The 8,237-nt window shown below is 43.0% G+C and carries 7 protein-coding genes; all 7 read right to left on the bottom strand.

Annotation, left to right across the window (positions count from 1 at the left end; translation table 11 throughout):
• Nucleotides 1-115: 115 nt before the first annotated feature.
• Nucleotides 116-1,831 carry a hypothetical protein gene (locus J2T13_RS25755; RefSeq protein WP_429375522.1) on the bottom strand — a complete coding sequence of 572 codons (1,716 nt, stop codon included), beginning with the start codon at nucleotides 1,829-1,831 and terminating at the stop codon, nucleotides 116-118.
• A gap of 283 nt (nucleotides 1,832-2,114) precedes the next feature.
• Nucleotides 2,115-3,539: a hypothetical protein gene (locus J2T13_RS25750; RefSeq protein ID WP_429375521.1), complete on the bottom strand. Its 1,425-nt coding sequence runs from the start codon at nucleotides 3,537-3,539 to the stop codon at nucleotides 2,115-2,117.
• Between the two features lie 74 nt (nucleotides 3,540-3,613).
• Entirely contained in the window at nucleotides 3,614-4,663 is a 1,050-nt protein-coding gene (locus J2T13_RS25745) for a hypothetical protein (RefSeq protein WP_429375520.1), read from the bottom strand.
• A 41-nt stretch (nucleotides 4,664-4,704) separates the two neighbouring features.
• A complete protein-coding gene (locus tag J2T13_RS25740) occupies nucleotides 4,705-5,283 on the bottom strand; it encodes a DUF5722 domain-containing protein (protein ID WP_429375523.1) in 579 nt (192 codons plus the stop codon).
• 34 nt (nucleotides 5,284-5,317) lie between these two features.
• Nucleotides 5,318-6,556, bottom strand: coding sequence for a DUF5722 domain-containing protein (locus tag J2T13_RS25735; protein ID WP_429375518.1), 1,239 nt, complete (start codon nucleotides 6,554-6,556; stop codon nucleotides 5,318-5,320).
• 109 nt (nucleotides 6,557-6,665) lie between these two features.
• A complete protein-coding gene (locus tag J2T13_RS25730; RefSeq protein WP_429375516.1) occupies nucleotides 6,666-7,037 on the bottom strand; it encodes a hypothetical protein in 372 nt (123 codons plus the stop codon).
• Between the two features lie 556 nt (nucleotides 7,038-7,593).
• A partial coding sequence (locus J2T13_RS25725; protein WP_429375514.1) for a hypothetical protein occupies nucleotides 7,594-8,237 on the bottom strand: 644 nt, incomplete at its 5' end.

The following is an 8,237-nucleotide window of genomic DNA, read 5'->3' as shown; positions in this document are numbered from 1 at the left end:
AACGTCTGTTTTTTGTCAACTACAGGATTGGATCGCTAGTTTACCCAGCTATATCAAGGGTTTGTTTAAAGATTTGAGCTGCGAAAGTTGAGTTAGTAAATAATTGACTCTATGTTTATTTCACAAATTTATATATATAGTTCAATCTTCCTTCAGGCGCTACATCGCCATATTGAAGAAAGTCTGTAATTTCACCGTCATTCTGCATATGATCTACCCACTTAAACTCTAACCAAATTTCCTCAGTCATCTCATCCATTCTGAGTAAAATAAGCGGAAGCTCAAGATGCAACTCATTCCCTTTGTAGGCATATCGCACTTCTCCTATTGGCTGCCAATTCCAACCGCCTGCACTTCGCTCCAACCAAGTTGTTGATTCACTTGTAACGTTCCTATTAATGATATATTGATAGCCTTCCCATCCCTTGTCGCTCTCCGTTCTAACACGGATAAGCAGCATCATCCAATGGTGGTCTGTGTAAGGCGTAATGGATTCCTTCGTTTGTGCATAAAAGTAAATACTTTCATCGGTATGCGCCGCTTTTAGCGTAACAAAATCATTTCTTCCTGTTTCATTCGTATAATGAAGATCTCCATAACCAGGATGGTCACGATCGACTGTATCTCCAGCAAAATCTCTGTACTGCTGAATAATTTGCTGCCATTCACTGAAATCAGGAGCCATCAAGATTGGCCTTTCCAATTGGAAGCTGCTGCTGCCTTGCTCCGACATTCCCTTAAAGCGACGAACATAACTGATTAATTGCATGTAGTAATGATCACCATACCCGCCCTTCATGGGTTCGATGTCTCTACTGAAGTTCAACGTCGCTTGATCAACGAACAACACAGGATGCTCTTTAGATCCCGGTAACCGCATAGCGATCCATTCATTCCACCCTGTAACGAATACAATCTGCGGATCTTCCTTAAGCGCGAACTCCCATTGCTCTGCGATATTCATCCCTTGATTTATCGTATCCAATGATGCGCCAGATTCCACTGGCTCCATTCCTTCATAATAATCTCTACCCCAATTATCACCATACCCGTAAAAAGGCGTATCGCTCATGGCAACACTCGGATGCTGTGCGACAGAGACATTAATGATTTCCTTCTGACCTTCATCGTTATAAAAAACACGCTGCGGACGTTGAAACTCAATCCAAGGGAACCCATTCGTCTTCGCGTCTTCATTAGGCCATTGATTCAGACGGAATGTAAAGAATTTCTGTTGCTCTTCATTACATTCATCGGGATTACCAATGATTAGAGGCTTTCCTTCCCATCGAAACCATAAGTGCTCGTAACGACCTGACTTATAGATATCCTCATAAATGTCCGAGACGGTCTTGCCCGATTCCGTGTTCGTGTAGAAAACAAATTGAGGCACTTTGAAGCCCTGACTTTGAATTTCGTCCATGATCTGGAACAGAACATCATAAACTTCCTTGTAAATAGCTTGGTTTGTCGTATCAAACACAACAAAGTCCACACCGGAGCTTGTCAGCATTTGTACATGCTTGCGAAGCACCCATGCATCATCATTTAAGTAATAGCCATATAAGGGTTCTCCCCAAAAGTGAAATGAGCTCGGAGGACCCCATGCCGGATGCTCCGGGTCATGGACAGCCTCTGGCCAATTAGCAATGATCTGGGTGTTGTCATAGGGACCTGATGTCCCATGCTGTCCCAGCCAAAGAAAATAAAATAGACCTACGTAACGATCAGGGCGTATCGGGCCAACTTCATCCCTGGATGGCAACTCTCTTCCAAGCCCGTCAACCCCTCCCCATTGATCGACTAAATAGAGATCATCTTTATCATACATCCTAATTGCCTCCCCTCGAATTAAATGCCAACTCAATTCATATAACAAAAGCTTCACAATTGATGATCAAAGTTACTATTATATGTTTCAATTTTCGCTAATCAAAGTATTCTTTATTTATTCCATAATATACTTAGTTTAATTTAATTTCAACTAAATATACTCGAATTAACTCCGGTATGATTGTCTAAATATTCCTTTTTCAAAAAAGGCACTGCTTGCCCTAGTCTAGGCATAACAGTCCCTTTCGTATCCTGTCGCAGTATACACACTGCCAGAATGATTAATGAATATAAAATTCGGTCGTTATATCCCTTGCTGGTGATGCCGATGGTCCCAATACCGCCTCGTATGTTCCTGCATCGACATCCTTCTGCATAGCTATACCAAATATATTGCTCCCTGTTTGATTAAACAGTCGGTATTGATCCGTTGCACCAGTTGCCGTCGTTCTAAGTACTAATGCATATCCGTTCACAGGATCATCATTTCCGATCAGCAGCTCATAAGCATAATTTGAACTGCTTGGTAAAGCTCCCCAGTGCCGGTCCGCGCCCAAATATTTTGTCCAAGAGCCAGATGCGGTCGTACGGTAGTAAATATCATTCAGACTAGCATCTGAAGGTCTATTCATAAAAAACACTGGCAACTGAACAAAATCGCCTTGAATCGGTCGTGCTACACTCGAGAGGTTGTATACCTTGCTATTCATCGTAAATCTGTTCGTTGCAGCGTTATAGGTGACCGTCCATTCTAATTCAATTCCAGTATCGTAAAAAGCAATGTTCTGCCAGGTTACATCCGTTCCAAAATTAGCAAAGGCAGCATAATTACCGCTATACGTACTATCATTCACTTCAATACGCTTTACATCATCCAGCCACACCTGCAAATTCGAGCCTTGCGTTCTCACTTCTAATTGATAGTCGGTATTAACTGCACTCTTGCCTAAATTGTAAGACCCAAGCAAGGTTGCCCCCTTTAATAGCTGTAATGTCCCGTTCGCCCGCAGCAATGCTAAATATCCGCTGTTCGATACAGAATCAGTCGCATTGTTTTGTCTGAACTGCAGTCCTGCCCAATTCGTGGCATTGCCTCCATCGCTCGTTATTTTAACGTTGATTTTCGCAGCCACCCTGCCTCCATAAAATTGATAGTTGGTGCCATTCTGTACATTTTGCGGCCATACGGTCGTATGCCCTGCGGATTTGAATACATGAAAGGAGGGATTGGTGAAATTCCCCGTCCAACGCAGCTCCTGATCGCCTAATTGATTCGTTGTGGAAATCCACATCGGAGCTTTCAGTCGAACCTTGTATTGCGTCGTTGAGGCAACCAGCTCTTGCCCATAATACTGATAAATTTGAGAGAACTCTTGTCCTGGTACATAGATACGATTCTGCTGGATTCCGTTAGAGCTCGCTTGCGTTGGATCATTCTCAATACCTAATGCCATCTGCCATAGGCGTCCATAATCTATGTTGTCCACCAGCTCAGTGCCATTCTTAGTGGCACTCACAATGGAGCCGCCAAAGTTCGGATTAAACTTTATTGATCCTGTTGCATGATTAATCGTATGAATTCTTGTTGATGCTACCGAGCTTGCAGCCTGAACTATATCCTTCTGATGAGCTGCTGGAAACAGTGTCACCAGTAAACTAGCAATCACCATCCCAGGCATCCATCTCTTTCCAGTAAATATATTCATCCTCATTTGTCCTCTCAGTATTATAGTTGCAGCGGTATTCTGCGAATACGACCACAGAGCACCGCTGCTTTTTTTTATTGCTCGCTGCCAATGTTATCAATTTGGAATTGCGGAGCCCATGCCATTGCATTGCCTACTACGCGGAATGAAATCTCAATACCATCGATCGAGCTGTGATGTGCCCACTCCGAGGTATCGACTGCAATTCTATTCCACTGATCTGGCGACATAGCTGCTGTATGTGTAAACACTTCTGTCCCGCTTTTGAGTAACACTTTTGTCTCGTAGGTCGCGTTAGGCACTCCCCCATAGGAATTGATGTGGTAATAGAACACAGGCGAAGCAGTTAGATCAACCGGTGCAGCAGTGGTTACCGCCAACGTCTTCCAAGCATCTGCAGCAGCAGGTTGTGATACAGCAGCTAGTGCATAATTGCCTTCATTGGGCATAGTTGGTCCATTAGCGAAGGATTGAACAGCCGAGACACTTGCCACATTTCCACCTGCTGTCCAGCCTTGCACACCATCCTCGAAGCTATACAGCATACCACTAGGTACAACTACAGGATCTTTATCTTGCAGCGGAAACTGGAAGCTTCTTGATTCATACTTCAACGTTAACTTAGGCTCTACCCCATCTTTCGGTATATATTTCGTAACTTTCAGCGTAACCGTCTTGCTTTGTCCTGTTTTAAGACCATCTAATGAAATACTGCTTGGAGAATATTGAAGCTCCTTGCTTGTATCCACTATGAGCTTCTTATTAAGCTTGTCAGAACTATTATTCGTGACGGTCACAGAAATCTGTGAGCCGACTTCTAGCTTCTGGGACAGCTGGTTCGCGCTTACTTCAAAATTGACGTAATCTTTATTCTCCGTTACCTTCTTAGCGAAAGTTGCCTCATCAATGTACAGCTCACCCTTCCATTTATCAAGCGGAAGCGCTAGCTGCTGCCAGCCAGTAGTCGGATCAAGCTTCGCTAATCCCTCTACACTTTCAAATCCGCTATAGACAATGAACTTCGCGTAATAGTCTTTCTGTGGATCCGCATTTGGGAGCTTGAGCGCAGCTGTGAAATAAGGTGTTTTCTTCACATCGATTGGCTGCTCATAGGTCTTCTGCACGCCCGCCCAATTTATGCCCAAAGAACTGTTTATTGTAGCCTTCAGGAAGCCTCGCCTGTAACACGGGCTACAGAGCTGACTTCATCAGACGCCTCATAGCCATCTGTACTGGATTCAAAGCTGCCTTCATTGCTGCTTTTCTCTGTTTTTCGGATAAAATCCAATCCAGTTAAAACAGGCTCCGACCGATCATTTAGCTTGGAAGGGTCGAAATTCGGAATAACTTCTTTCCAATCATTAATGCCGATGATCGCTTTGGCGAATGCCGTCTCCTGGAGTGATCGGCTGGTATCGATATATTTGAATACATCATAACTGGCCTTATGTTGATCAGGAACGATAACTGAATTTGGTGTATGCGTCCATAGACCGAGGTTCAAGCCCCCTCCTTGTCCATGATCAACGTGACGATGGAGAATAAAAGCATCAATACCATCCAAGAATTTAACCTTGTAATAGGCATAGGCGTAAGCTGCTGCCTGAATCTCTTGATCAGCGGCAGAGTTGCTCAAGCTGTGGAAACCTTGCTCGGATAAAATAATTCGGCGCATCGCACCATCAAATAAATAATCAGACTGCTTCATGTAATCTACGAGAACTTCTAGATTCTTGAAGGTAATGCGTTTGGTGTCAAATGATTGCGTTGTCGTTGCGTCATTCCGAATCTGGGTGAATTAAATATTCATTCGCTGATTCGGGATCCTTTGAGTTATACATAATCAGGATGAGTGATACGAGTATGCCATTGTCAGACATGCTCTTAATCTCGTTATCTATCCGTTCAATCTTATCCTTGCGGAAGTAATAGGTCTCACCCTCGATCTCGTAAGCGATCGTATTGTCAGGGTGAATATTAGCTTTGTACATAAGCTCGTTATAGGCAACGTTCAGTGCTGCGTGGCTGATGCCAAGCTCCTGGGCATCTCCAGTCATTTGCACCTGAAGCCCCTTACTGCTTTGTGCTTGCGGGAATGGCTCTGTATTGCCAGCCATCACCTCTGCATTCGTTACATACTGAGGAGCATCAATGGCTACATATTCGCCCTCGGCTGTACGAGCCGCAACGACGAACTTAGAGTAAAGCCGACTGCGTTCAGCATCGGTTAACCCAATTTCGAACCGGAATGATTGTGCAAGATTAGCTTCTGCGATCGCTGACTTCGCCCCAAGCACCGACTTCGCATCCTCATAAGTAGCCAATTCAATCAAGTACAGTTGCTCCGAAGGATGAGCCTCTACGAAAGCCTGATTCAACGTACCTTCGATGACTAATCCTCCGCCTTCAATACGTGCTTGTGTGTTTCCATCGTAAGGCTTCTCAAGCTGAGCAAATTGCTTAAAGCGTATTTGATCTACCTTCAATGTTCCTGAAGCAGCTTGCGGAATGATTCGAAATGCAGTAATCTCCCCATTCCAGCTTGTCTGATCTGAGAAGTTAAAGTTCTGCGTAAATTTTCCTTCCGTCGGAATGGTGAAGCGTTTCATATTGTCTTCACTCCAAATGCCATCCCCCGTTCGCCACTGTATGAGAACTTCCGAGGAGCCTGAACCATTCGTCATGGTCAACGACATGCCATTGCGTTTAGCTGTGTCCAGCATTAATGTCGGTGACTCCAGCAGACCCTCCTGTCCATCCCATTCATAGACCAGTTCCCCGCCTGTTCCTCCCAACGTTCCAGTAGAAGCAGTAAAGCCTTCCTTTTCTCCCTCAGCATTGAAGCTGAAGTCTATTGCATTCGTTGCGCTAATATAATCGATCTGGAAGTGACCATTCCAATAGTCATAGCCTGGTTGACCTGGCGCTGTTTCAGCAAGATCATAGTTTTGCATAAAAGAGATCTCCATCTTCGTCACAGCATTGCGTCCAGCCCATTCATCCAGCTTGATGAACACTCGTTTCCAGCTATCCGGACGAATCGTGGTAACGCTTTCAAAAACATCGTCACCGCTATATAAATTGATCTTTAGAACATAGTCGGCAGACTGCTATTGCCCGCAAATGCTAAATAACGATAAGAGAAAAGATCGAGCGCTGATCGAAATCCCGATAAATCGTCCGCCATTCATACACCTTCACATTATTCGGAATCTGCTCTAGCGCTCCGGCACCCTCATAAGGTCCATTGGGTCCATTCTGGATGCTCGTTACAAATTTAACCTCCTTCGTATTCGTGCCTGCTTTCCAGGCTGATGCATCCTCCTGTGTATTGAAATCATTAATGATTAGAGCAGGAAATAAATCCTCTCCTGTTGTAACATGCTCCGATTCATGAAGCCCAGGATCATAGGCTCCAGCCGAGACTACAGCAGCAAGAACTAGCTGAAGCAACATGACCAATGCAACCATAGTCGATATTCCACGCAAACGTGACATAAACAACCTCCTCGATCAATTATATTTTAACTTCGCCTATAATATATTTTAAAAGTATTCTTAAATCGATATACTTTGACAAAAAGTATACTTAATTAATATATTAGACCTATAAAATAACTCATGCCTATTTCATTAGATAACAAAAAAACAATGCCAAGAGAGTCTAGTCTAGACTGCTCTTGGCATTGTTTTATAGAGATAATCGCGACGTCCATTTCCTTTGGATAGCTATTATCTTAGGGGAATGCATGTATCTGTCTGATTACTCTTCATTGAAAATACCTCTGACAAATCAAGGGCCGAATGGCCCGCCGCGCGAATATCGTGTTGAACTAAACCGCTACGCGGTAGCTTTTCAGATCTCACAATCTCTCACTGCCAATTCCTAAACCTTCCTTTATCATCTAATGAAAAAGGAGGTTTTTGTAGCACCGACTAACTGCGCAAGCGCAGTTAGTCGGTGTGGATGTGTTCGCCTGCTCCCTCTTCCCGAAATACTTCTGACCGACCAAGGGCTGAATGGCCTAAAGCGTCAATATTTTGTTAGGGGGATTTACTTTCTTTCTAACTTTAATTCTTTAATCCTATATTCAGAATCGCATAACACTGTTATAGTTTTCTCAAAAATACCATAAACTTTAAACTCACAAATAATTTCACTTTCTTGTTTATAAAAATCGATAAGAACAATATCCTTATGATCTTCGACAACTCTTTCTGCTATATTTTTTCTAAGTTGTTTAAATCTTAATCCATCAATATGTGATGCCCTAAAATTATCAAGTTCAGGACCAAATTGGCTAGTCAAAATTCCTTTTATGACATCCCATGTGATTCCCGAAACAGCTGATGCACCAATAAATATGATTATTTCTTCAAATCCTCCAGATGCTCCCCCATCAAATCGAGATTGTTGGTGTCTTATTGTCTTATAAGGCAAATCACTTGAATTTAATAGTTGTGTTATTTCCTCGGCAACTCCCCAACCTCCACCTTCATGTGCTTTTATAACTAAACCATCATCATCTATAATATGATCAAGAAAATCAAATTTATTTAAGTTATTAGTCATACTCTCTGGTTTCAAGTCATGTAAGAGTCTATTGTGAACATCAATTGTAAAATACCTAATATCAGCAGTTGAAAATTCCCCATAATTAGCCGACATACTCTCCGAGGGGAGAGAAATATATGGTC

It is taken from the genome of Paenibacillus sp. DS2015 (assembly GCF_050433705.1).
Classification (GTDB): domain Bacteria; phylum Bacillota; class Bacilli; order Paenibacillales; family Paenibacillaceae; genus Paenibacillus_AQ.
The sequence above is the reverse complement of the archived record's forward strand: the minus strand, read 5'-3'. Positions and strand labels throughout refer to the sequence as shown.

Coding starts and splice junctions, on each gene's coding strand:
- J2T13_RS25755 (WP_429375522.1), bottom strand. CDS start 1,831: ATGTATGATAAAGATGATCTCTATTTAGTCGATCAATGGGGAGGGGTT.
- J2T13_RS25750 (WP_429375521.1), bottom strand. CDS start 3,539: ATGAATATATTTACTGGAAAGAGATGGATGCCTGGGATGGTGATTGCT.
- J2T13_RS25730 (WP_429375516.1), bottom strand. CDS start 7,037: ATGTCACGTTTGCGTGGAATATCGACTATGGTTGCATTGGTCATGTTG.